The organism is Micromonospora sp. NPDC023966 (assembly GCF_040639095.1).
Taxonomy (GTDB): Bacteria; Actinomycetota; Actinomycetes; order Mycobacteriales; family Micromonosporaceae; genus Micromonospora.
In genome coordinates, this window is record NZ_JBEZZJ010000006.1 from 58,852 (window position 1) to 79,750 (window position 20,899).

22 protein-coding genes are annotated in these 20,899 nt (G+C 72.9%); 11 read left to right on the forward strand and 11 right to left on the reverse strand.

What is annotated here, in order from left to right; translation table 11 throughout:
* Positions 1 to 62 precede the first annotated feature (62 nt).
* The 5 genes from AB0F68_RS11815 to AB0F68_RS11835 all read left to right on the forward strand — a co-directional run bounded on the left by AB0F68_RS11815 (position 63) and on the right by AB0F68_RS11835 (position 5,548).
* Positions 63 to 1,820, forward strand: a complete 1,758-nt coding sequence (locus tag AB0F68_RS11815) for a DEDD exonuclease domain-containing protein (protein ID WP_357335518.1) — start codon at positions 63 to 65, stop codon at positions 1,818 to 1,820.
* 127 nt (positions 1,821 to 1,947) lie between these two features.
* Complete coding sequence (locus AB0F68_RS11820; RefSeq protein WP_357335922.1) at positions 1,948 to 3,738, forward strand: RelA/SpoT family protein; 1,791 nt, start codon at positions 1,948 to 1,950, stop codon at positions 3,736 to 3,738.
* 49 nt (positions 3,739 to 3,787) lie between these two features.
* A complete protein-coding gene (locus AB0F68_RS11825) occupies positions 3,788 to 4,327 on the forward strand; it encodes an NUDIX domain-containing protein (protein ID WP_357335520.1) in 540 nt (179 codons plus the stop codon).
* Positions 4,324 to 5,208: a sugar phosphate nucleotidyltransferase gene (locus tag AB0F68_RS11830; RefSeq protein WP_357335522.1), complete on the forward strand. Its 885-nt coding sequence runs from the start codon at positions 4,324 to 4,326 to the stop codon at positions 5,206 to 5,208. The genes AB0F68_RS11825 and AB0F68_RS11830 overlap by 4 nt, the downstream gene beginning before the upstream one ends.
* A gap of 52 nt (positions 5,209 to 5,260) precedes the next feature.
* Positions 5,261 to 5,548 carry an Lrp/AsnC ligand binding domain-containing protein gene (locus AB0F68_RS11835; RefSeq protein WP_091122500.1) on the forward strand — a complete coding sequence of 96 codons (288 nt, stop codon included), beginning with the start codon at positions 5,261 to 5,263 and terminating at the stop codon, positions 5,546 to 5,548.
* 59 nt (positions 5,549 to 5,607) lie between these two features.
* On the opposite strand, the gene AB0F68_RS11840 is transcribed toward AB0F68_RS11835, so the two are convergent.
* The 5 genes from AB0F68_RS11840 to AB0F68_RS11860 form a co-directional block, all read right to left on the reverse strand.
* Entirely contained in the window at positions 5,608 to 6,264 is a 657-nt protein-coding gene (locus AB0F68_RS11840; protein WP_357335525.1) for a DUF4142 domain-containing protein, read from the reverse strand.
* 210 nt (positions 6,265 to 6,474) lie between these two features.
* A complete protein-coding gene (locus AB0F68_RS11845; protein ID WP_357335527.1) occupies positions 6,475 to 8,106 on the reverse strand; it encodes a cytochrome b N-terminal domain-containing protein in 1,632 nt (543 codons plus the stop codon).
* Entirely contained in the window at positions 8,103 to 9,191 is a 1,089-nt protein-coding gene (locus AB0F68_RS11850; RefSeq protein WP_357335530.1) for a Rieske 2Fe-2S domain-containing protein, read from the reverse strand. The genes AB0F68_RS11845 and AB0F68_RS11850 overlap by 4 nt, the downstream gene beginning before the upstream one ends.
* Positions 9,192 to 9,258: 67 nt before the next feature.
* Positions 9,259 to 10,092, reverse strand: coding sequence for a cytochrome c (locus AB0F68_RS11855; protein WP_357335533.1), 834 nt, complete (start codon positions 10,090 to 10,092; stop codon positions 9,259 to 9,261).
* A 72-nt stretch (positions 10,093 to 10,164) separates the two neighbouring features.
* On the reverse strand, positions 10,165 to 10,764 hold the full coding sequence (locus tag AB0F68_RS11860; RefSeq protein ID WP_357335535.1) for a heme-copper oxidase subunit III: 600 nt from the start codon (positions 10,762 to 10,764) through the stop codon (positions 10,165 to 10,167).
* A 108-nt stretch (positions 10,765 to 10,872) separates the two neighbouring features.
* Between AB0F68_RS11860 and AB0F68_RS11865 the strand changes: the two genes are divergently transcribed.
* The 4 genes from AB0F68_RS11865 to AB0F68_RS11880 all read left to right on the forward strand — a co-directional run bounded on the left by AB0F68_RS11865 (position 10,873) and on the right by AB0F68_RS11880 (position 13,914).
* Positions 10,873 to 11,826, forward strand: coding sequence for a cytochrome c oxidase assembly protein (locus AB0F68_RS11865; RefSeq protein WP_357335538.1), 954 nt, complete (start codon positions 10,873 to 10,875; stop codon positions 11,824 to 11,826).
* 81 nt (positions 11,827 to 11,907) lie between these two features.
* On the forward strand, positions 11,908 to 12,306 hold the full coding sequence (locus AB0F68_RS11870; RefSeq protein ID WP_357335540.1) for a hypothetical protein: 399 nt from the start codon (positions 11,908 to 11,910) through the stop codon (positions 12,304 to 12,306).
* Positions 12,307 to 12,548: 242 nt separating this feature from the next.
* A complete protein-coding gene (trpD, locus tag AB0F68_RS11875; RefSeq protein WP_357335543.1) occupies positions 12,549 to 13,595 on the forward strand; it encodes an anthranilate phosphoribosyltransferase in 1,047 nt (348 codons plus the stop codon).
* Positions 13,596 to 13,704: 109 nt separating this feature from the next.
* Complete coding sequence (locus tag AB0F68_RS11880; protein WP_357335545.1) at positions 13,705 to 13,914, forward strand: hypothetical protein; 210 nt, start codon at positions 13,705 to 13,707, stop codon at positions 13,912 to 13,914.
* 235 nt (positions 13,915 to 14,149) lie between these two features.
* On the opposite strand, the gene AB0F68_RS11885 is transcribed toward AB0F68_RS11880, so the two are convergent.
* Together AB0F68_RS11885 and coxB are read right to left on the reverse strand one after the other, a co-directional pair.
* Positions 14,150 to 14,575: a cytochrome c oxidase subunit 4 gene (locus AB0F68_RS11885; protein WP_357335548.1), complete on the reverse strand. Its 426-nt coding sequence runs from the start codon at positions 14,573 to 14,575 to the stop codon at positions 14,150 to 14,152.
* Positions 14,576 to 14,585: 10 nt separating this feature from the next.
* On the reverse strand, positions 14,586 to 15,557 hold the full coding sequence (gene coxB, locus AB0F68_RS11890; protein WP_357335550.1) for a cytochrome c oxidase subunit II: 972 nt from the start codon (positions 15,555 to 15,557) through the stop codon (positions 14,586 to 14,588).
* A gap of 171 nt (positions 15,558 to 15,728) precedes the next feature.
* On the opposite strand from coxB, the gene AB0F68_RS11895 reads away from it, so the two are divergent.
* Together AB0F68_RS11895 and AB0F68_RS11900 are read left to right on the forward strand one after the other, a co-directional pair.
* Positions 15,729 to 16,880, forward strand: a complete 1,152-nt coding sequence (locus tag AB0F68_RS11895; RefSeq protein ID WP_357335553.1) for an aminotransferase class V-fold PLP-dependent enzyme — start codon at positions 15,729 to 15,731, stop codon at positions 16,878 to 16,880.
* A complete protein-coding gene (locus tag AB0F68_RS11900) occupies positions 16,877 to 17,104 on the forward strand; it encodes a sulfurtransferase TusA family protein (protein ID WP_357335557.1) in 228 nt (75 codons plus the stop codon). Before AB0F68_RS11895 ends, AB0F68_RS11900 begins: the two co-directional genes overlap by 4 nt.
* Positions 17,105 to 17,201: 97 nt before the next feature.
* On the opposite strand, the gene AB0F68_RS11905 is transcribed toward AB0F68_RS11900, so the two are convergent.
* The 4 genes from AB0F68_RS11905 to AB0F68_RS11920 form a co-directional block, all read right to left on the reverse strand.
* Entirely contained in the window at positions 17,202 to 18,176 is a 975-nt protein-coding gene (locus AB0F68_RS11905) for a carbohydrate kinase family protein (protein WP_357335560.1), read from the reverse strand.
* 210 nt (positions 18,177 to 18,386) lie between these two features.
* Positions 18,387 to 18,755, reverse strand: coding sequence for an iron-sulfur cluster insertion protein ErpA (gene erpA, locus AB0F68_RS11910; RefSeq protein WP_091320045.1), 369 nt, complete (start codon positions 18,753 to 18,755; stop codon positions 18,387 to 18,389).
* 155 nt (positions 18,756 to 18,910) lie between these two features.
* On the reverse strand, positions 18,911 to 19,588 hold the full coding sequence (locus AB0F68_RS11915) for a DUF4232 domain-containing protein (RefSeq protein ID WP_357335563.1): 678 nt from the start codon (positions 19,586 to 19,588) through the stop codon (positions 18,911 to 18,913).
* A 116-nt stretch (positions 19,589 to 19,704) separates the two neighbouring features.
* A complete protein-coding gene (locus tag AB0F68_RS11920) occupies positions 19,705 to 20,865 on the reverse strand; it encodes a glycerate kinase (RefSeq protein WP_357335566.1) in 1,161 nt (386 codons plus the stop codon).
* Positions 20,866 to 20,899: the final 34 nt, after the last annotated feature.

Sequence of the window (20,899 nt, forward strand, 5' to 3'; positions counted from 1 at the left end):
CCGTGGTAACGGCTGGGACTGCTGGGACGGGAGTGTCGGACCCCGCCGCTAGCGTGCCGCGGGTGACGCGAGCGGAGTACGTCCAGGAGTCGCTGGCCGGCCTGGACCGGGTGGCGGGCACGGGGGTCGACCCCGCGCTGCCGCTCTACGCGACCACCTTCGTGGTGGTCGACCTGGAGACCACCGGCGGTGCGCCGGACGGCGGGGGGATCACCGAGATCGGCGCCGTGAAGGTGCGCGGCGGCGAGGAGCTGGGCGTGCTGGCCACCCTGGTCAACCCGGGGGTGCCGATCCCGCCGTTCATCACCGTGCTGACCGGGATCACCCAAGCCATGCTGCTCCCCGCCCCGCCGATCGAGCAGGTGCTGCCGAGCTTCCTGGAGTTCATCTCCGACGCCGTCCTGGTGGCCCACAACGCCCCCTACGACGTGGGCTTCCTCAAGGCCGCCTGCGCCCGGCACGGCCACTCCTGGCCCAACCCCCGGGTGCTGGACACCGCCGCGCTGGCCCGCCGGGTGCTGACCCGCGACGAGGTACCCAACCGCAAGCTGGGCACCCTGGCGGCCTACTTCCGCACCGCCACCCAGCCGACCCACCGCGCGCTGGACGACGCCAAGGCCACCGTCGACGTGCTGCACGGGCTGATCGGCCGGCTCGGCGGGCACCGGGTGGACACCGTCGGCGAGGCCATCGAGTTCGCGCGGGCGGTCACCCCGACGCAGCGCCGCAAGCGGCATCTCGCCGACGGGCTGCCGAAGGTGCCCGGGGTCTACATCTTCCGGGCCGCCGACGACCGGCCGCTCTACGTCGGCACCTCCGGCGACATCGCCACCCGGGTGCGCAGCTACTTCACCGCGGCCGAGAAGCGGGCCCGGATCTCCGAGATGCTGGCCGCCGCCGAGCGGGTGGAGGCGGTCGAGTGCGCCCACTCGCTGGAGGCCGAGGTGCGCGAGCTGCGGCTGATCGCCGCGCACGCGCCGCCGTACAACCGGCGGTCGAAGTACCCGGAACGGCAGGTCTGGCTGAAGCTGACCGACGAGGCCTACCCGCGGTTGTCGATCGTGCGCGATCTCGCCCCCACCGACTCGGCCTACCTCGGCCCGTTCCGGTCCAAGCAGGCCGCCGAGCTGGCCGCCGCCGGGTTCCACGACGCGGTGCCGCTGCGCCAGTGCACCCACCGGCTGTCCCGGCGCACCACCATGCCGGCCTGCGCGCTGGCCGAGCTGGGTCGCTGCCCGGCGCCCTGCGAACACCGGATCACCCCGGAGGAGTACGACGACCGGGCCGCCGTCCCGTTCCGCACCGCCACGCGGGACGACCCGCAGGTGGTGGTGGACGCCCTGCTGGCCCGGATCGAGGTGCTCTCCGCCGCCCAGCGCTACGAGGAGGCCGCGGTCGTCCGCAGCCGGCTGGCCGCGGTCCTCCGCGCGGCCGTCCGGATGCAGCGGCTGGCCGCACTGACCGGCATCGCCGAGCTGGCCGCCGCCCGTCCGGCCGCCCGGGGCGGCTGGGAGCTGGCCCTGGTCCGCCACGGCCGGCTGGCCGGGGCCGGGGTGTCCCCGCCGGGTGTCCACCCGCGACCGACCATCGCCGCCATCCGGGCCACCGCCGAGACGGTCCTGCCCGGGCACGGCCCGGTGCCGGCCGCCACCGCGGAGGAGACCGAGCGGATCCTGTCCTGGTTGGAGCGACCGGAGACCCGGCTGGTGGAGATTTCGGCCGGGTGGGCCTCGCCGGTCGCCGGCGCGGGCCGGTTCCGGGACCTCCTGACCAAGGCGGAGAACGCCGGATCCCGCCAACTCTCAACCGAACGCTCATGACCAAGTGTCCGATCGGACTACGTCGACTCCCTTAGGCTGTTAGAGAAGTGCAGTCCTGCCCGATTCGCGGGCCTGCTCCCGGTCGCCGGTCCCGGCGACCCGGGGCCGGGGTGAGGAGGTGTCCCAGGTGGACGTCGACGCCGGACACGGCGCCGCCCTGGGCGGCGCCCTCCCGACCCAGCCCGCCGAGCTACCGCTCTCCCGTCGGCTGCGTTCCCTGCTCACCTGGCCCACCACCGACAACGACCCGGTCACCGCGCTGGTCCGCGCCCATCGCGGCATCCATCCCAGCGCCGACGCGTCAGTGCTGCGGCGGGCCTACACGATCGCCGAGAACATGCATCGGGGCCAGTTCCGCAAGAGCGGCGAGCCGTACATCACGCATCCGCTCGCGGTCGCCCAGATCTGCGCGGACCTCGGCATGGACACCACCACCCTGGTCGCCGCGCTGCTGCACGACACGGTGGAGGACACCCGCTACACCCTCCAGGCGCTCCAGGAGGACTTCGGGCGTCAGGTGGCCCACCTGGTCGACGGGGTGACCAAGTTCGACAAGGCGTTCTACGGCAAGGCCGCCGAGGCGGAGACCGTGCGCAAGATGATCGTGGCGGCCGGCAAGGACGTCCGGGTGCTGATCATCAAGCTGGCCGACCGGCTGCACAACATGCGCACCCTCGGGGTCCGCTCGGCCGCCTCCCGGGAGCGGATCGCCCGCAAGACCCAGGAGGTGCTCGTCCCGCTCTGCGACCGGCTGGGCATCCAGACCCTCAAACGCGAACTGGACGACGTGGTGCTGCTGCACCTGCAGCCGGAGGAGCACGCGCGGATCGCCCGGTTCGTGCACGACCGGCCGGGCTGGGACGCCTACCTCGACGACGTGGTGGCGAAGACGCGGGTGGCGTTGCGCCGCAGCCGGGTGGATGCCGAGGTGGGCCCCCGCCCCCGGCACCTCTACTCGATCTGGAAGGACACGGTGGCCGGCGACCACGCCGCCCCGTACGACCTACCCCGCATCGCCATCGTGGTGGACGGCCCGGCGACCGACTGCTACGCCGCGCTCGGCGCGGTGCACGGGCTCTGGCGGCCGGTGCCGGGCCGCTTCAAGGACTTCATCGCCTCGCCGAAGAACAACCTCTACCGGTCCCTGCACACCAGCGTCTGCGGTCCGCAGGACCGGACCGTCGAGGTGCTGATCCGCACCGAGGAGATGCACCGCGCGGCGGAATACGGGGTCGCCGCCCACTACCGCTTCCCGCGCGCCACCGGCCGGGCCGCCGACCGGTCCGACGAGCTGGCCTGGCTGCGCCGGGTGCTCGACTGGGAGCAGGAGACGGTCGACCCCATCCAGTTCATGGAGTCGCTCCGCTGCGACCTGGCCGAGGCGCAGATCCAGGTGGTCGCCGACGGGCGGCAGGTGGTGCTGCCGGCCGGGGCCACCCCGGTCGACCTCGCCTACGAGTTGGGCACCGAGCGGGGCGACCACTGCCTCGCCGCGCGGATCAACGGCCGGCTGGCCCCGCTCTCCTCCGAACTGGAGGAGGGCGACGTGGTGGAGATCTTCACCGAGAGCGACGCGGAGAGTGGCTTCGAGGTCGACGTGGCGCCGCGTGGGCCGCGCCGGGAGTGGCTCGGCTTCGTCAAGTCCCCGCACGCCCAGATGCAGATCAACCGCTGGTTCGCCGAGCACACCGAGCCGGGCATCTCGATCGCCGACAAGGTACGCCTCGGCCGGGCCACCATCGGCCTAGCGCTGCGCAAGCACGACCGGGGCCTGGCCAGCGACCTGCCGCTGCTGCGGCTCTCCGAGGAACTGGGCTACCCCGACCTGGAGACCCTCCTGGTGGCGGTCTTCGACCGCACGGTGGAGCCGGACACGGTGGTCCGGCAACTGATCGATCTGGTCGACCACCGGCAGTAGCCGAACTCCGCTCATCCGCCGGGGCCGCCCGGCAACTAGCCTTACAGGCATGATCCCCCGCGCGCGTGCCACCGGACGGGCCCTCGGCTACCAGATCTTCTACCGGCTCCCGGTCCCGCTGCGGCGCCGGCTGGTCCGGCTCGCCGTGCCGAAGTACATCGTCGGCGCGGTCACCCTGGTCCGGGACACCGAGGCCGACGGGGCGGGGCGGATCCTGCTGCTGCGCCAGCCGCCCGGCCACAGCTGGACCCTCCCGGCCGGGCTGCTGCAACGGGGCGAGGCGCCGGTGGTGGGCGCGGCCCGCGAACTGTACGAGGAGTCCGGCATCCGGCTCTCCCCCGACCGGCTCCGTCCGGCCGTGCCGAACGCCGTGGTGCACGCCAAGGGCTGGGTGGACGTGGTCTTCGAGGCCGAGGTGCCCGCCTCCCGCACCGACCTGACCGTGGACGGCGCCGAGGTCTTCGAGGCCGCCTGGCACCCGCTGGACGACCTGCCCCGGCTGAGCCGGGCCACCGCCAACCTGCTCCGGTACTACGGGATCGGCCCGCACGCCGGCGAGGTCCCGCCGGCGGCGCCACCGGCCGCGTGACCGCCTCCGGGGCGGCGACCGGGCCCGGCTGGCGGGCCGCCGTGGAGGTCTGTGCGGTGGTGCTCGCCGCCGGCGAGGGCACCCGGCTGCGTCCGCTCACCGAGCACCTGCCGAAGGCGCTCTGCCCGGTCGGCAACGTGCCGCTGCTCGACCGGGCGCTGGACCGGCTGGCCGGGCTGGGCCTGTCCGGGCCGGACCGGGTCGCGGTGAACGCCTGCTACCTCGGCGGGCAGGTGGTGGCCCACGTGGGCGACCGGGCGCACCTGTCGGTCGAGCCGGGCGACCCGCTCGGCACCGCCGGCGGGGTGGGCAACCTGCGGGACTGGATCGCCGGGCGGGGGGTGCTGGTCGGCAACGCCGACGCGTACCTCGTCGATCCGGGCGTCCCGCCGGGGCCGGACGTGGCGGCGCTGCTGGACGGCTGGGACGGGCGGAGCGTACGCCTGCTCGGCCAGCCGGCGGACGACCCGGCGGCCCCCGGCACCTTCGGCGGCCACCGGTTCGTGGGGTTCTCGCTGCTGCCCTGGCGGCTGGTCCGGGACCTGCCTGCGAGCTTCGGCGACCTGGTCCGGGCGGTCTGGCGGCCGGCGGAGGCGGCCGGCGCGCTCACCGTGGTCCCCTACCGGGGCACCTTCTACGACACCGGCACCCCGGCCGACTACCTGGCCGCCAACCTGCACGCGGCCGGCCCCGGCGGCCTGGTCGACCCGTCCGCCAGGGTGGAGGGGCAGGTGACCCGCTCGGTGATCGGGGCGGGCGCGGTGGTGCACGGCGCGGTGGACCAGTCGGTCGTGTGGCCCGGCGCGACGGTCGCCGCGGGGGAACGCCTCCGCGGCGTGATCCGGGCCGGCGCTGACCTGACCGTCCCGGCGGCCCGGTGACCCCCGCAGCCCTTAGCATGGGCCTCGACGTCGACGAACGGAGAAATGTCCCGTGATCACCGCGATCGTGCTGATCGACTGCGCCACCGACTCCATCCCCGAGGTGGCCGAGACGCTCGCCAACCTGCCCGGCGTCAGCGAGGTTTACTCGGTGGCCGGGCACGTCGACCTGATCGCCATGGTCCGGGTCCGCGAGTTCGAGCAGATCGCCCAGGTCATCGCCGGCAGCATCTCCAAGGTGCCCGGGGTGATCAACACCGAGTCCCACATCGCGTTCCGCGCCTACTCGCAGCACGACCTGGAGGAGGCGTTCGCGATCGGGCTGGCCAACGCCGACTGACCCGTACGCGGGTGGCCGGTCCACCCGCGGGGTGGACCGGCCACCGTGGGCCGTACGCGTCAGCTCTGGCCGGGCGCCGGGGTCTCCGTGGTGCCCGGACCGGGCTCCTCGGTGCCGGTGCCGCCCGGAGCCGGCGACTCCGTGCCGGAGCCGCCCGGGGCGGGCGTGCCGCTGGCGCTGGTCTGCGGGACCGGGACGCCCAGGGTCTGGGCCAGGGCCACCAGCGCGTCGTAGTGCGCCTGGAGGACCGGCAGGGCGTCCTGGGCGATCTGGACCACCGACTGCTCGGAACCCTGCGAGATCTCGGTCTGGGTGGCCTGGATGGCCTGGACGTGGCCGGCCAACTGAGCGGTCACCCACGCCTTGTCGAACTCGGCGCCGCTGAGGTTGTTCAGCCGGTCGAGGACCTGCTGCTGGTCGGCGGTCGGGTCGGCCGGCAGCTGGACGTTGAGCTGCTGGGCGGTGGACTGCACCGTCTGGTCCAGCTGGGTGTGGTCCGTCACGAACATCTTGCCCAGGTCCTTGACCTGCTGATTCTGGCCCTTCTGCTGCGCCAGGTTACCCGCGGTGATCTCGAACAGGTTGACCTGGTGCACCGCCTGCAGATACTGGGTGTCCTGCGTTGACGGCTGGGCCGCGGCCTGGGCCGCGGCGGCTGGTGCCAGTCCCACGAGCACCAGCGCGGCCAGCAGGCCCAGACGTTTGATTCCCAACATGCTTTCCCCCCCTTGAGACGTTGGACCGCACGGATACCCGGCTGACCGGGGTTATTCCTGCGATTCCACCCGTCCGTGTCAGGGGGTGGCGGGACACCGGAGCGGGGCCGACCGGCGTCCGGCGGGCGGAACGGGACGGCTGGGCCGGAAACGGCCGTGGCGCCCGCCGGGTGATCCGGCGGGCGCCACGGTCAGTCGTATCCGGGCGGGTCAGCGGCGGCTCTCGCCGCTGGTGATCTCCTCCCGCTCCGGTCGGGGTTCGACCGGCGGGTGACCCGGCGAGACCGGCGCCTCGGCCGGCCGCTCGATCGGGTAGAAGAAGCCCCGGATGGCCGGGCCGAGCGCGCCGAGCCGGTTCATCTTCTTCGGCACCACCCAGCCGGCGTAGTCCAGCGCCGGGCCGTGCCCGTCGTGCCCGTCGACCGGGGTTAGCGGCTGGTGGACCTCGACGAACCGGCCGTCGGGCAGCCGCCTGATGATGCCGGTCTCCACGCCGTGGGCCAGCACCTCCCGGTCGTGCTGCTGCAGGCCCAGGCAGAACCGGTAGGTGACGTAGTAGGCCAGCGGCGGGACGACCAGCAGGCCGATCCGGCCGGCCCAGGTCATCGCGTTCAAACTGATGTGGAACTTGTCGGCGATGACGTCGTTGCCGCCGGAGAGCGTGAGGACCAGGAAGAAGCCGACCGCCATGGCACCCGCCGCGGTGCGGGCCGGGGTGTCCCGGGGCCGCTGGAGCAGGTTGTGGTGCTTGTAGTCCTTGAGGTGGCGGGCCTCCAGGAACGGATAGAACAGGGAGATCATCACCAGGATTCCCGGCAGCACCACGGTCGGCCAGAACAGCGGCGGGATGACGTAGCCGTCCCCGAGGGGGATGCTGATCTCCCACGCCGGCATGAGTCGGGTCGAGCCGTCGAGGAACATGACGTACCAGTCGGGCTGGCTGGCGGCCGAGACCACCCACGCCTCGTACGGGCCGAAGTACCAGATCGGGTTGATCTGGAACAGGCCGCCCATCATCGCGATCACGCCGAAGACGACCATGAAGAAGCCGCCCTGCTTGAGCGCGTAGCGCGGGAACATCCGCTCGCCGACCACGTTCTCGTTGGTCCGGCCGGGACCGGGCCACTGGGTGTGCTTCTGCTTGAAGACCAGGCCCAGGTGGACGCTGATCAGCGCCACCAGCAGACCCGGGATGAGCAGCACGTGGGCGATGAAGAAGCGGCTGATGATGATGGTGCCCGGGAACTCCCCGCCGAAGACCGACGAGGTGACCCAGGAGCCGATCACCGGGATCGACAGCATGATGCCGGAGGCGATCCGCAGACCGGTGCCGGAGAGGCCGTCGTCCGGCAGCGAGTAGCCGGTGAAGCCGGCCAGGAAGCCGACCCAGAACAACAGCGAGCCGATGATCCAGTTCGTCTCACGCGGCTTGCGGAACGCGCCGGTGAAGAAGACCCGGAGCATGTGCACCACGATCGCGGCCATGAACAGCAGCGCCGCCCAGTGGTGCATCTGCCGCATGATCAGACCGCCCCGGACGTCGAACGACAGGTCCAGGCTGGAGGCGTACGCGGCCGACATCGGGGTGCCCCGCAGCGGCGCGTAGCTGCCGTCGTAGACCACCTCGGTCATCGACGGCTCGAAGAAGAAGGTCAGGAAGACACCGGTCAGCAGCAGGACGATGAACGAGAAGAGCGCGATCTCGCCCAGCAGGAAGGACCAGTGGTCCGGGAAGACCTTGTTCAGCAGCTTGCGCAGCGGGGTGGCCACCTGGAAGCGGTCGTCCACCGCTCCGGCGGTTTTGGCCGGCAACGCGGCCGCATCAAACTTTCGGCGCTTCATGGCCGCTCCCAGAAGTCGGGACCGATGGTTTCGGTGTAGTCGGACCTCGCCACGAAGAAGCCCTCCTCGTCCACCTCGATCGGCAGCTGCGGCAGCGGCCGGTTCGCCGGGCCGAAGACCGGCATGGCGTTGTCGGTGATGAGGAACTGCGACTGGTGGCAGGGGCAGAGCAGCCGGTTGGTCTGCTGCTCGTAGAGGCTGGCCGGGCATCCGGCGTGCGTGCAGATCTTGGAGAACGCGACGAAGTTGCCCCACATGAAGTCGCCGTGGCCCTTGCGCTCGTTGGCGGCGCGCGACTTCTGCGCGTCGTCCTCGCGCAGGTGGATCAGCAGGGTCGGCGAGTCGGCGTGCTTGTTGCTCACGCCGCCGTCGATGCCCGGGAACACGGTGAGTTGGCCGCCGACACTGACGTCCGCCGGGCGGATCGGCCGGCCGTCCTCGCGGACCAGCCGGATCCGCTCGCCGCCCTCGGCCGGCGCGAAGCCGGTGGTGAACATCTGGTTGTTCTTGTGCGGGTGCGAGATCAGGCCACCGACCAGCGGCGCCGCGACGACCGCGCCGACCGGCGCCAGGCCGGCGAGGAGCGAGAGGCCGAGCAGCGGCCGGCGCTTCACCCCGAGCTCGTCGGCCATGTAGACCATGGTCTCACCGGTGATCCGGCGGTCCTCCGGGGAACCCGGCTGGTCGTGCCGGTCCTGGATCGACACCTCCTTGGGCAGCAGCTTCTTGCCCCAGGTGAGGATGCCGAAGCCGACGGCGAGGAGGGCGATGCCGAGGGTCACGCCGAGCAGCGGGGTGTAGAACTTGTCGCCGCCGCGGCCGGCCTCCCACTTCCACGGCCACCAGATGTAGATGACCAGGAACGCGGTGGCGGCGGCGCCGGTCAGCAGGAACATCGAGGCGACCGTGCGGGTCAGCCGGCGCTCCGCCTTGCTGCCGGCGACCACCTGCGGCTCGTAGTGGACGATCTCGATGTCGTCCCGCCGCGCGCCCTCCTGGACGATCTCGAACCGGGAGAGCCGCGGGTCGTTCACGTCGAGCGGCTCCCGGCCCTGCGGGGCCTGCGGCTCGGTGTGGGTGCTCATTCCGTCACCTCGCTACGGGTGGCGCCGGGGGTCGGCGCCACAGCACTGAAACGAATGATCCGCCCGGTCACGACTTGCCCGCAATCCACAGGCTCGCGAAGACCAGCGCGACGATGCCGACCAGGAAGATCGCGAGACCCTCGGTCGACGGGCCGTACCGGCCCAGGTTGAAACCGCCCTGGTCCTGGTTCTCCTTCAGGGTCTCCTGGATGTAGGCGATGATGTCCGCCTTCTGCTCCGGAGTGATCTGGTTGTCGCCGAACACCGGCATGTTCTGCGGGCCGCTCAGCATCGCGGCGTAGATCTGCCGGTCGCTGGCCGGCTTCAGGCTCGGCGCGTACTTGCCCGAGGAGAGGGCGCCGCCGCCGGCCCCGAAGGCGTGGCACTGCGAGCAGTTGATCCGGAACAGCTCACCACCGGTGGAGAGGTTCGCGCCCTCGCGCAGGTCACCCTGCGGCACCTGCGGGCCGCCGCCGAGCTCCTGGATGTACTGGCCGAGCTGGCGCACCTGCTCGTCGGTGAACTGCGGGGGCTTCCGCATGGCCTGGGCTTCCTGCCGGGCCAGGGGCATCCGACCGCTGCTGACCTGGAACTCGACCGAGGCCGACCCGACGCCGATCAGGCTCGGACCACGTCCCTCGACGCCCTGGGCGTTGCGACCGTGACAGGTCACACAGCTCACGTCGAACAGCGCCTTGCCCTCGTTGGCGGCGGCGCTCAGGGGCGGGTTGTCCTGCGCCTGCACGCCGGGGGCGAAGACGGTGTAGGCGCCGCCGGCCAGCATCAGCGCGGCGGCCAGCCGGACCGCGGCACCCAGCCGGCGGCGGCCCCTGCTGCGCGCTACGGGCCGCCCGCGCAGCCGCGCGAGCAGACCGCGTCGGCGGTCGTTGTCAGAAGTCATGACCTGTGTCCTTAACCGGTTGGACCTTGTCTCAGGGGACGGAGCAGCGGCGCGATGTGTGACGCGCCAAGATCACTGAAGCCAGTAGATCATGGCGTAGAGCCCGATCCACACGACGTCGACGAAGTGCCAGTAGTAGGACACGACGATCGCCGAGGTCGCCTGCGCCGGGGTGAACCGGCCCATGGTGGTGCGGACCATGAAGATGATGAACGCGACCAGACCGCCGGTCACGTGCAGACCGTGGAAGCCGGTGGTCAGGTAGAACATCGACCCGTAACCGTCTTCGTTGATCTTGACGCCCTCGTGCACCAGGTTGCGGTACTCGTTCGCCTGGCCGAGCACGAAGATCAGACCCATCACGAAGGTGATCGTGAACCACCGACGCAGGGCGTGGACGTCACCCTTCTCGGCCGCGAAGACACCGAGCTGGCAGGTCACCGAGGACAACACCAGGATCACCGTGAAGGTGGTCGCGTAGGGGATGTTGAGGATCTCGGTGTGCTTCTCCCACTGCTCCGGCGCCGCAGCGCGGATGGAGAAGTACATCGCGAACAGCGCCGCGAAGAACATGAGTTCGCTGGAGAGCCACACGATCGTCCCGACGCTGACCATGTTGGGTCGGGTCAGGGAGTGGATCCGGCTCTTGTCAATGGCTGGGGCCGCAGTCACGCGGTCATTATTGCCCTTGACCGGGACCGACCATCAGCGGGGTGGCAAACGTGTGCCATCCGTGGCCCGATCGGGGTCGTCCGCTTCGCCTGACCTACCCTGAAAAGCGTGCTGCACGTCGATCCGATCTTCGCCGCCACCTCGGTGGCCCCGGCGACACTCGCGGCGGGGGGCGAGGCCGTCCCGCCGCCGTTCACCGTTGCCCGGCTCCTGACCGAGACCCGGCTGGACAGTTGGCTCGCCCTCGGCCTGGTGCTCGCCGCCGGTCTCTACCTCTACGGGGTGTACCGGCTGCGCCTGCGCGGCGACCGCTGGCCGGTGGTGCGTACGGTCTGCTTCCTCTTCCCGGGCCTGGGCGGCATCGCCGCGGTCACGGTCACCGGGCTGGGCGCCTACGACACCGCCCTGCTGTCGGTGCACATGATCCAGCACATGGTGCTGTCCATGATCGCGCCGATCTTCCTGGCGCTCGGCGCGCCGGTGACGCTCGCCCTGCGTACCCTGCCGCTGCGCCCGCGCAAGCGGCTGCTGGCGATCGTGCACAGCCGGGTCGCCCGCGTCTACAGCTTCCCGCTGGTGGCGTTCGCCATCTTCGTGGTGAACCCGTTCGCCCTCTACTTCAGCGGCCTCTACGAGATCACCCTGCGGCACGAGTGGGCGCACGAACTGGTGCACGCGCACTTCATCATGACCGGCTGCGTGTTCTTCTGGCCGCTGCTCGGCCTGGACCCGCTGCCCGGGCGCTGGCCCTACCCGGCCCGGGCGCTGCTCATGCTGCTCTCCGTGCCGTTCCACACCGTGCTCGGGCTCACCATCATGCAGAGCACCACACTGCTGGGCGGCGACTGGTACCCGTCGCTGCACCTGAGCTGGTCCGACCCGTGGAACGACCAGGTGGTCGCCGGCGGTGTGCTCTGGGCCGGCGGCGAATTCGTCAGCGTCACCATGCTGGCCGTGCTGGTGGTCCAGTGGATCAAGCAGTCCGAGCGCGAGGCCCGCCGGCTGGACCGCGAGCTCGACCGCCAGGAGGCCCGCCAGCGCGCTGCGGAGGCGAGCGCCTGACCGTCGCCAGGGCGGGGCGACCGGCCGGATGTGACGCCCGCTACGATCAGCGGGCAGCTACGAAGTGGGAGCCACGTCACGATGAGCGATCGTCTTTGCACCGTCCTGCTCTACAGCGACGACCCGAAGGTCCGTGACCGGATGCGACTCGCCGTCGGCACCCGGCCCGCGCCCGGGCTCGAGATCGAGTTCGTCGAGGCCGCCGACTACGCCGGCTGCGTCCGGCTGGTCGACGACTACGAGATCGACCTGCTCCTGCTCGACGGCGAGGCGAGCCCCGGCGGTGGCATCGGCATCGCCCGCCAGATCAAGGACGACCGGGACGACGCCCCGCCGACCTGCGTGGTGCTGGCCCGGGCCGCCGACCGCTGGCTGGCCGCGTACGCCGAGGTCGACGCCACGCTGACCCACCCGCTCGACCCGGTGACCACCGGCACCACCGTCGCCGACCTGCTGCGGCGCACCCACGCCGCGGCCTGAGCCACCCTGCGACGGCTCCAGCTCGGCGCGTCTGACGCCGCGCCGCGACCTGGAGCCGTCGTTCCGGCGCCACGGCGACGCGGCCGTGGCGCCGACTTCGGCCATAGTTCAACCTCCGCGCCGCCAGACGGCGCTACGGACGAATGAAGGCCGCCGGCCATGATCCGGCCCCCGCGCCAGGCGGCGCTACGGACCGGATGACGGCCGCCACACCCGCTCACACGCCGCTCGGGAGGCCCGCCATGGGCGAACGGACCTGGCCGCTTCTGCTCAACGCGCTGCTGCGCGGCGAGGAACTCTCCACCGCCGACACCGCCTGGGCGATGGGCGAGATCATGGCCGGCTCGGCCACCCCGGCCCAGATCGCCGGCTTCGCCGTGGCCCTGCGCACCAAGGGCGAGACGCCGGCCGAGCTGGGCGGCCTGGTCGAGGCGATGCTGACCCGGGCGGTCCCGGTGACGCTGCCCGAGGAGATCCGGGCCGGCGCGCTGGACGTCGTGGGCACCGGCGGCGACCTCGCCCACACCGTGAACATCTCCACCATGGCCGCGCTCGTGGTCGCCGGGGCGGGCGTCCGCGTGGTCAAGCACGGCAACCGGGCCGCCTCCTCCTCCTGCGGCACGGCCGACGTGCTGGAGTACCTGGGCGTCCCGCTGGACCTGGAGCCGGAGCAGGTGGCCCGCTGCGTGATCGAGGCCGGCATCGGCTTCTGCTTCGCCGCCCGGTTCCACCCCGGCATGCGGCACACCGGCCCGGTCCGCCGCGAGATCGGCGTGCCCACCGCGTTCAACTTCCTCGGCCCGCTGACCAACCCGGCCCGCCCGCGGGCCGGCGCGGTGGGCTGCTTCGACCCGCGGATGGCCCCGGTGATGGCGGCCGTCTTCGCCGCCCGGGGCGACTCGGTGATCGTGGTGCGCGGCGAGGACGGGCTGGACGAGTTCAGCACCGGCGCGCCGACCCGCGTCTGGGTGGCCCAGCAGGGCACCGTCAGGGAGGCGCTGCTGGACGCGACGGAGCTCGGGGTACCCCGGGCCACCCTGGCCGACCTGCGCGGCGGTGACGCGGCGTACAACGCCGGGGTCGTCCGGCGGCTGCTGGCCGGCGAGACCGGCCCGGTCCGCGACGCGGTGCTGGTGAACGCCGCGGTCGCGCTGGCCACCCAGGGCCCGCTCGACGGCGACCTGCACGAGGCGCTGCGCGCCGGCCTGGTCCGGGCGACCGAGTCGGTCGACTCCGGCGCGGCCGCCGGCACCTTGGAGCGCTGGCTCGAGGTGGCCGGCACGCTCTGAGCCGGGTACCGCCCGGTTCTGTCGGACCGGCGTGCCAAACTACACGGGAGTAATTTTCCGTTTTCCGCCGATGCCGCCCCTCGGCGCACCGGAACGAGAGGAGACGCCCGTGTCGGACCGCGAGCTCTACTGCGACACCTGCGAGGGCGTCGTGCTGTTCGAGGCGCCCACCTGCGTCGACGGGCACGGCGCCGACTGCCCCGAGCTGGTCTGCACCGGCTGCGGCGCGGCCGTGCTCATCGCCACCTTCGCCTTCCGCGCCCCGCGCCTGGCCCAGCGCCACGCGCCCACCGCACCACCGCACCGCCGCGCAGCCTGACCCGCCGGCCCACCCTCGCCCGGCAGACCCCCTCCGAGCAGCGCACGCCGCCCTCGCCGCCCTCGCCGCGCTCTCCAGACCCCACCAGCGGACGATCATGAAGTTCGCCGCGACAAAAGGGGCGACTCGCGCCACCAACCTCATGATCATCGACACCAGGGGGCGGGACGGGGCGAGAAATGCGGAAGGCCCGCCATCCCCGGAGGGGGCGCGGGCCTTGCCGTTGGTTCGGGTGTCAGTGCTCGGCGGTGCGGCGGGTCCCGGAGTAGTACTCGAAGAGCAGGCCGCAGGCGGCGAAGACGACCGCCACCATGCCCGCGCCCAGCAGCCAGAACTGCCAGAAGACCAGGCCGAGACCGGCGATCGCGGCGGCCAGGGCCAGGCCGAACGGCCAGTAGCTGCCCGGGCTGAAGAAGCCGACCTCGCCCGCGCCGTCGGCGATCTCACCGTCCGGCCGGTCCTCGGGACGCAGGTCGATGCGGCGCGAGACGAACCAGAAGAAGCCGCCGCACATCGAGCAGAGCAGGAAGGACAGCAGCAGCGCCACGGTGCCGACCCACTCGACCCGGCCGCCGTCGCCGTACGTCCAAGCGCCGTAGAGGATCGCCACGCCGAAGAGGAACGTCGCGATGGTGAGGAAAATCTTCCACTCGGTCTTCATGCCGGACCCCTCAGCTTCCCGCGCCGGCCGTCGCGTCGGACGGGTTGAAGTTGGCGGTGTTGCGCCGCGTCTTGAACGGCTTGGTCTCGGTGGCGTACGGGTCCTCACCGATCGCCTGGAGCGCCTCCTGGGTCGACTTCCCGGCCTTCTTGGCCGCCAGGAACTGCTCGTACTTCTCCGGCGAGACGACCCGCAGCTCGAAGTTCATGAAGGCGTGGTAGCTGCCGCACAGCTCGGCGCAGCGGCCGACGAAGTGGCCCTCCTGGTCGATGCTGGAGACCTCGAAGGTGTTGCGGATGCTGCCCGGCATGACGTCGCGCTTGAACAGCAGCTCCGGCACCCAGAAGGAGTGGATGACGTCGCGGCTCTGCTCCTCGAACCGGATCGACTTGCCGCTCGGCAGGACCAGCACCGGGATGACCTCGCTGGTGCCCAGCACGGAGGCGACGGTGTTGGCGTCGCGGCCCTGGCCGTCGCGGTAGTTGAACTGCCAGTTCCACTTGAAGGCGACGACCTCGACGGTGACGTCGGGGTTCTTCGTCTCCTTCACCACGTCGGTCTGCACCACCGCGGTGTAGTAGAAGAGCACGGAGACCACGAGGATCGGCGCGATGGTGTAGAGGAACTCCATCGGCAGGTTGTAGCGGGTCTGCACCGGCAGCGCGTTGCCGCGCTTCCGGTAGCGGATCACGCACCAGAAGATCAGGCCCCAGACGAACACGCCGACCGCGAGGGCCGCGATGCAGGACGCGATCCACAGGTCGTACATCCGGTGCGACTCGGGGGTGATGCCGCCCTGCGGCCAGCCGAAGCCGCCGAACGTCTTGCCGACGTCGCAGCCGGTGAGCAGAACCAGCAGCGCGGCTCCGCCGAGACCGAGCCCGGCGAGTCGACCAGCACCACGCCGCCGGCGCCCGCCGGCCCCCGGGGAAGCGCTGTGCCGTACGGCCGACGGCCGTACCTCCGAACTCCTTGCGACCACCTGGTCCTGCCTCCCTAGCGCGCCGCGGTGATTGTTTCGCTCGACACCGACGGCAAAGGCGTCACCGACGGTCGCAGATTACTCGACCATGGCGGGCCTGACCGTCTTGGGGTCACTGTCCGCCCCCATCGGGGGGATCTTGGGGGTACCGGCGCGATAGCGTGGACGTTCGTGAGCGCAAACCCGGTCTATCTGGACGCGGCCACGGCCGCCCCGCTGCATCCGGTCGCGCGGCAGGCGCTGCTGGCCGCGCTGGACGACGGCTGGGCCGACCCGGCCCGGCTCTACGGCCAGGCCCGCCGGGCCCGCCAGCTCCTCGACGCCGCCCGCGAGGCCGCCGCGCAGACCCTCGGCGTCCGCGCCGACGAACTCTCCTTCACCCCCAGCGGTACGGCGGCCGCGCACGCCGCCGTGCTCGGCGGCCTGTCCGGGCGGCGCCGGGCCGGGGCGGCCCTGGTGCACTCCGCGATCGAGCACTCGGCAGTGCTGCACGCCGCGGAGCGGCACGTGGCCGGGGGCGGGGACACGGTGTCCGTACCCGTGGACCGGCTCGGTCGGGTGGACCTGGACGCCTGGGCGGCGGCGGTGGCCGCGCCCGGGGTGGCCCTGGCCGCCCTGATCGGGGCGAGTCACGAGGTGGGCACGGTGCAGCCGGTGCCCGCGGCGGCGGAACTCTGCGCCGAGGCGGGGGTGCCGCTCTACGTCGACGCGGCCCAGCTCGCCGGCCGGGCGCCGCTGCCGGCCGGCTGGTCGGTGCTGAGCGCCAGCGCGCACAAGTGGGGCGGGCCGCCCGGGGTCGGGCTCCTGGTGGTGCGCAAGGGCACCCGGTGGGAGTCGCCGTTCCCGGCCGACGAGCGGGAGGCGGGGCGTACCCCGGGGGTGGTGAACCTGCCGGCGGTGGTCGCCGCGGCGGCGAGCCTGCGCGCGGCGGCGGCCGACGCGGCGGCCGAGGCGGCCCGGCTGGCGCCGCTGGTCGACCGGATCCGGGCTCGGGTGGCGGCCGAGGTGCCGGACGTGGAGGTGGTCGGCGACCCGGTGGACCGCCTCCCCCACCTGCTCACCTTCTCCTGCCTCTACGTGGACGGCGAGGCGCTGCTGCACGCGCTGGACCGGCGGGGCTTCGCGGTCTCCTCCGGCTCCTCCTGCACCTCCTCGACGTTGCGGCCGTCACACGTGCTGGAGGCGATGGGGGTGCTGTCACACGGCAACGTCCGGGTGTCGCTGCACCGGGAGACCACCGAGGCGGACGTCGACCGGTTCCTGGCCGAACTGCCCGGGATCGTCGCCGGCCTGCGCGCCGAGGCGGGGGTGACCGGGCTGTGAGCGAGCCGGACGAGGTGCTCGACTACCGCGGGCAGCGCTGCCCGCTGCCCGTGATCAATCTCGCCCGGCGGCTGCCCGAGCTGCCGGTCGGCGCGGTGGTCCGGGTGCTCGCCGACGACCCCGCCGCGGCCGTGGACATCCCGGCCTGGTGCCGGATGCGCGGTCAGGAGTTCGTGGCCGCGCATCCGGAGGGCCCGGGTTACGACGTGCGCCGCCGCCAGTGAGTCCGGTGGGTCAGCGGAGGTAGGCGAGGATCCCCGGCGCCGAACGGGCCGGGCCGGCGTTGTCGCGGGACCGCGGCCCGATCCACCCCCGGGCCGGTCACAGCAGGTGCGGCCGGACGTCCTCGGCGGCCGCGTCGCCGTACGACTCGGCGAGCCGCTTGACGAACAGGTCCCGGCGGACCTCGTACTCCTGGCCGCCGAAGTTCTCCAGCACCAGCGTGGCGAGCAGGCAGCCGACCTGGGCGGCACGCTCCAGGTCGACGCCCCAGTTGAGCGCGGCGAAGAAACCGGCCCGGAAGCCGTCGCCGACGCCGGTCGGGTCGACCGCCTGGATCTCCCGGGCGATCGGCACGTGGATGGTGCCGACCTCCCGGCCGGCGATCTCCACACCCCGCTTGCCCAGCGTGGTGACCCGGACCCGCACCCGGTCCAGCAGCTGGGCGTCGGTCAGCCCGGCCTTGCTCTGCAGCAGCGACTTCTCGTACTCGTTGGTCATCAGGTAATCGGCGCCGTCGACCAGGCCGAGCACGTCCGCGCCGTCCATCCGGGCGAGCTGCTGCGACGGGTCGGCCACGAAGGCGTAGCCGCGCTCCCGGCACTCGGCGGAGTGCCGGATCATCGCGGCCGGGTCGTTGGCACTGACCAGCACCAGGTCGAGACCGCCGAGCCGCTGCGCCACCGGGGCCAGCTCGATGTTGCGGGCCTCGCTCATCGCGCCCGCGTAGAACGAGGCGATCTGGCACATGTCGGTGTCGGTGGTGCAGACGAAGCGGGCCGTGTGCGCGACCTCGCTGACGTGCACCGAGTCGCAGTCGACGCCGTGCCGCTCGAGCCAGGACCGGTAGTCGGCGAAGTCCGGCCCGACCGCGCCGAGCAGCACCGGGCGCAGCCCGAGCTGGGCCATGCCGAAGGCGATGTTCGCGGCGGTGCCGCCGCGCCGGAGCACCAGCTCGTCGACGAGGAAGGAGAGCGAGACCTTGTCCAGTTGGTCGGCGAGGAGCTGGTCGGCGAACCGGCCGGGGAAGCTCATCAGGTGGTCGGTCGCGATCGAGCCGGTCACGGCGATCTTCATGTCAACCCTCGTGGTCGGGAGCACGGCGCGGGTCAGCCTACCGGTCGCCCCGCCCGGACGGACGGGGGTCGGTCGACAACCGGACGCCTCCCGCACCCGCGGAGGTCACCCTCCGGACACCCGTCCGGTACGACAAAACGGCGGGACCAGCCCGTGAGGGATGGTCCCGCCGTCAGGCAGGCGTCGTCGGCCTCGGCGGCCGGCGTCGACTCAGCTGAACGAGTCGCCGCAGGCGCAGGAGTTGCCGGCGTTCGGGTTGTCGATGGTGAAGCCCTGGGCGTCGATCCGGTCGGCGAAGTCGATGGTGGCGCCGGCCAGGTAGGGGGCGCTCATCCGGTCGACGACGACCTCGACACCACCGAAGTCGGTGACGACGTCACCGTCGAGCGACCGCTCGTCGAAGAACAGCTGGTACCGCAGGCCGGAGCAGCCGCCCGGCTGCACCGCGACCCGGAGCCGCAGGTCGTCACGGCCCTCCTGCTCGATCAGGGCCTTGACCTTCTGCGCCGCGACGTCGGTGAGGACGACGGTGCTGGGGGCCTTGGCCTCGGTCGACTCGGTCTGCGCTGGCGTGGTCACGTGAAAGTCTCCCTGCGCGGTATGGGGTCCGGACGCACTGGCCAACGCCGCACGTCCGCCAGTGATTCCCGGTGTGGTCCAGATCCGATCGTACGCCGCTCCCACCGAGGTCACCCGGCTGTGATGACTGACTCGCCCCGGTGGGCGGCGGGCCGTCAGGCGGCCGGCGGGCGCCCGGCGGTGAACGAATCCACCTCGACCGTACCGCCGCAGGCCCGCCAGGCGCCCTCGGCGGCCAGATAGCCGGTGCCGCCCGGCGGGGTGAGCCGGAGCGCGGCGGCTGGCGCCTCGCACGGCGCTCCCTCGTCGTCCGCGCCGGGCACGTGGCTCAGCGTCACCGCGGTCCAGGCCGTGCCGCCGGGCGCCAGCACCACGCGGTGCGCGGCGAGGTGGTGCCGCACCCGCACCGGGAGGGCCCGGCCCGTGGCGTCGACCAGCCGGACCTCGGGGAAGCCGGCCAGCGCGCAGTGCCGGCCGGACCGGTTCCCCAGCGCGAGGTAGGCAGTCCCACTGCCGGCGTGGCCGGACGACCCGGCGGACGCCAGCGAGAGGTCGGCGGTCCGGCAGTCCGGGATCCCGGAGGCCGGGCGGGTCGGGCTGGTTGCCGGTTGCGGCGTGGCCGGCGGGGACGGCGTGGCCGACGGGGGTCGCGTGGCCGACGAGGTGGCCGATGCCGTGGGGGCCGCCGAGGCCGTCGGGACGGTGGCGGACGGGCCCTCCCGTGCCGGAGCGCAGGCCGCGAGCGCGAGGGTGGCCGCGCCCGCCGCCAGCCGGCGGCCGGTCCGCCGCCGTGCCGCGAGGTCCCTGGTCAGGTCAGCCGTGCTCGTGGTCATGTCGACCTCCTCGTCCGGTGTCCTTCGGCACACGCGCCGGGTCCGGGCCGCGCTGCGGGCGGGACCTGTCGGGTGCGCGACACCGGCCACGGCGCGCCGAGGGCGTCCGGGTGGGTTCAGCGGCTCCACTGGCCGGCGAGCCGGGCGCCGAGCGCGCGCAGCCCCTCGGCCGGGCGGCTCATCGCCGCCTCGACTCCCCCGCACTCCTCGCCGCCGAAGTGCTCCACCAGGCTGTGCGCCTCGGTCACGCCGGCCGACGCGGCCTCCCGCCGCCCGGTGCTGACCCGGCCGGCCAGCACCACGCAGGGCACCCCGCGGTCCCGGGCCGCCCCGGCCACGCCGGCGACCACCTTGCCGCGCAGCGACTGGTGGTCGAAGGAGCCCTCTCCGGTGATCACCAGGTCGGCGGCGTCCAGCGCGGCGTCCAGGCCGATGGCCCGGGTGACCAGCCCGATGCCGGACTCGCACCGGCCGCCGAGCGCCAGGATCGCGGCGCCCAGGCCGCCGGCCGCGCCGCCGCCGGGCAGCGCGCCGAGCCCCGAAGGGCAGCCCGGCAGGTTCTCCTCCAGCACCGCCGTCCAGCGCTCCAGGGCGCCGTCGAGCAGCAGCACGTCCGCCCGGGTGGCGCCCTTCTGGGGGCCGTACACGTTGCTGGCGCCGTGCAGCCCGAGCAGCGGGTTGTCGACGTCGGTGGCGGCGACCAGCGCCGCGCCGCGGACCCGGGGCGCGCCGTCCAGCGCGGTCACCGCGGCGAGGGCCGCCCCGCCGTACGGCAGGGCCCGGCCGGCCTCGTCGAGCGGGGTGACGCCGAGCGTGGTGAGCATCCCGGCGCCGCCGTCGTTGGTGGCCGAGCCGCCCAGCCCGATCACCACGGTCCGCGCCCCGGCCTCCACCGCCGCGGCGACCAGCAGGCCCAGCCCGTAGGAGGTGGTCGCCTTCGGGTCCCGCTCGGCGGCGGAGAGCAGGTGCAGCCCGCACGCCTGGGCGCTCTCCAGGTACGCCACACCGTCGTCGGTGAGCAGGATCTCACCGGCCGCGGGGCGGCCGAGCGGGTCGACGGTGGGCACCGGCAGCAGCCGGCCGCCGAGCGCCTCGGCGAGCACGGCGACGAACCCGGGGCCGCCGTCGGCCAGCGGCCGGACCAGCAGCTCGTCGCCGGGGGCGACCTCCCGCCAGCCCTCGGCCACCGCGGCGGCCACCTCCTGGGCCGGCAGCGTGCCGGCGAACTTGTCCGGGCAGAGCAGCACGCGCATGCCGAGCAGTGTGGCAGGCCACATCCGTGACGGCTGCGCGGCCGTCCCGCTGTGGGAC